Origin of the sequence: Mesorhizobium sp. M7A.F.Ca.CA.002.05.1.1 (genome assembly GCF_003998335.1) — a bacterium.
Taxonomy (GTDB): Bacteria; Pseudomonadota; Alphaproteobacteria; order Rhizobiales; family Rhizobiaceae; genus Mesorhizobium.
The window spans coordinates 1-1531 of the sequence record NZ_RZQI01001167.1; the positions used below are offsets into that span (position 1 = coordinate 1).

The window sequence follows — 1531 nt, forward strand, 5'->3', positions numbered from 1 at the left end:
GCCGCCCACATCGTCTTGATCTCGTCGGCCGTCAGCACGCGGTCGCGCTCGACCGTTTCGGTCGGCCTAGCCATACCTTCGGTCAAGTTGTTGTCCAGATCGCCACGACCGCGCCCCCATCGGATCATGGCGCGAATGTCCTCGAACACCCGGTTTGCCTCGACGGCCGCGCCCCGGTCCTTCACCGCGTCGATCGCCTTAGTGATGTCGCGACGATGCAGGTCCGCGAGCTTCACCTCGCCGATGCACCCAGATGATGCCTTCTCGACCTTCTTTCCGTCAGCGTCATAGCCGGACACATTCTTGCGCAGCCGGCGCGCGATCTCATCGACCGACCGCCGCGATGATGCCCGGCGGGTGAGATAGCTCTCGACCAAATCAGAGACGGTCATCGAGGCGGCGTGCGCTTTCTTGGCGGCCACAGGGTCGCCGCCCTCTTGCACGCTTGCACGAGTGTCCTTGGCCTTCTGGCGAGCGCCCTTGTCGGTGCCGAGCGGTGTCTCGGGATAGGTGCCGAGCTTCAACCATTGCCGCTTGTCGGGCGGCCCGTAAACCGCGAACCAGGTCTTTTGCCCACCCGCCGAGACGCGCAGCACAAGACCTTTGACGGTCGTATCGAAATAGTCGGCTTTTCGGCCGGAGCCGGCCTTGGCAGCCTGGCAGAATTTGTCGGTGAGTTCGAGTTTCGGCATCTGTCCAGCGACCAATCTTGCTACAACCGGTTGCCCGGGCCCATAAGTGATCTACAGAATGATCTACATAAAACCACGCGCTTTGTCGATACCGGCTGCGACAGGTCGCGACGGGATGAAACACTAATTTATTGTTATTCAAAGAATTTTTAGAAATTCAGGCTGTCGCACGCTGATCCAGAAAATCACATTGGAAACCCTCTGTTAACCGGTTGGTCGCTGGTTCGAATCCGGCCCGGGGAGCCAAATTTTTCAAGCCCTTGAGACGGTCAGGTCGCCCATAGGGGCTGATCTATGGCATGTCTGCAAAATCGTGGTCAGCAGGTTGATTCTCAACTTGACCTGGCGCCGCTGTCCAGCGCTCTCGATGACGCCGCGGCATCGGGAAGGTTCGCGCGAGCAGGCATAAGGCCTTGCTGCGATCTCGGCGATCTTATCTCTTGTCGCCGTTCGGTTGGGTGCCGGTGCCTCTCGCACATCTCGGGGTGGCGGGTCGACATGCTCAAGCTCGGGCGGGGCTTCTTTGTCCCGGCGTTGCACAGGTACCTTCTCCGGTGCGGGCGTCGATGGTGGCTCTTTGATCTTGCTCGGCATAACCGAGTTAACCGCCCTGCCGGTCTCTTGTTCCGTAGCGAGCAGAAAACCTGAATGCGTGGGGAACCGGGAACATCGAAGAGCGTTTTCTCGCATGCTGAAGAAGATCGCCCTCGCCGCCGTGCTGGTCCAGGTTGCCGCAGTTTCCGCTCTCATCACCCAGACGGTGCTCTTCGCGTCCACGGCCACACAGGCCGCCAACGCGCAGCCCGATGACGCAGTTGCTGTCACCGCCGAGAACGAAC

General features: G+C 60.3%; 1 protein-coding gene. It reads right to left on the bottom strand.

From position 1 onward, the window contains the following. Positions 1–692: tyrosine-type recombinase/integrase (locus EN939_RS33725; protein WP_164751491.1), on the bottom strand; the 692-nt coding region annotated here is incomplete at its 3' end. Positions 693–1531: the final 839 nt, after the last annotated feature.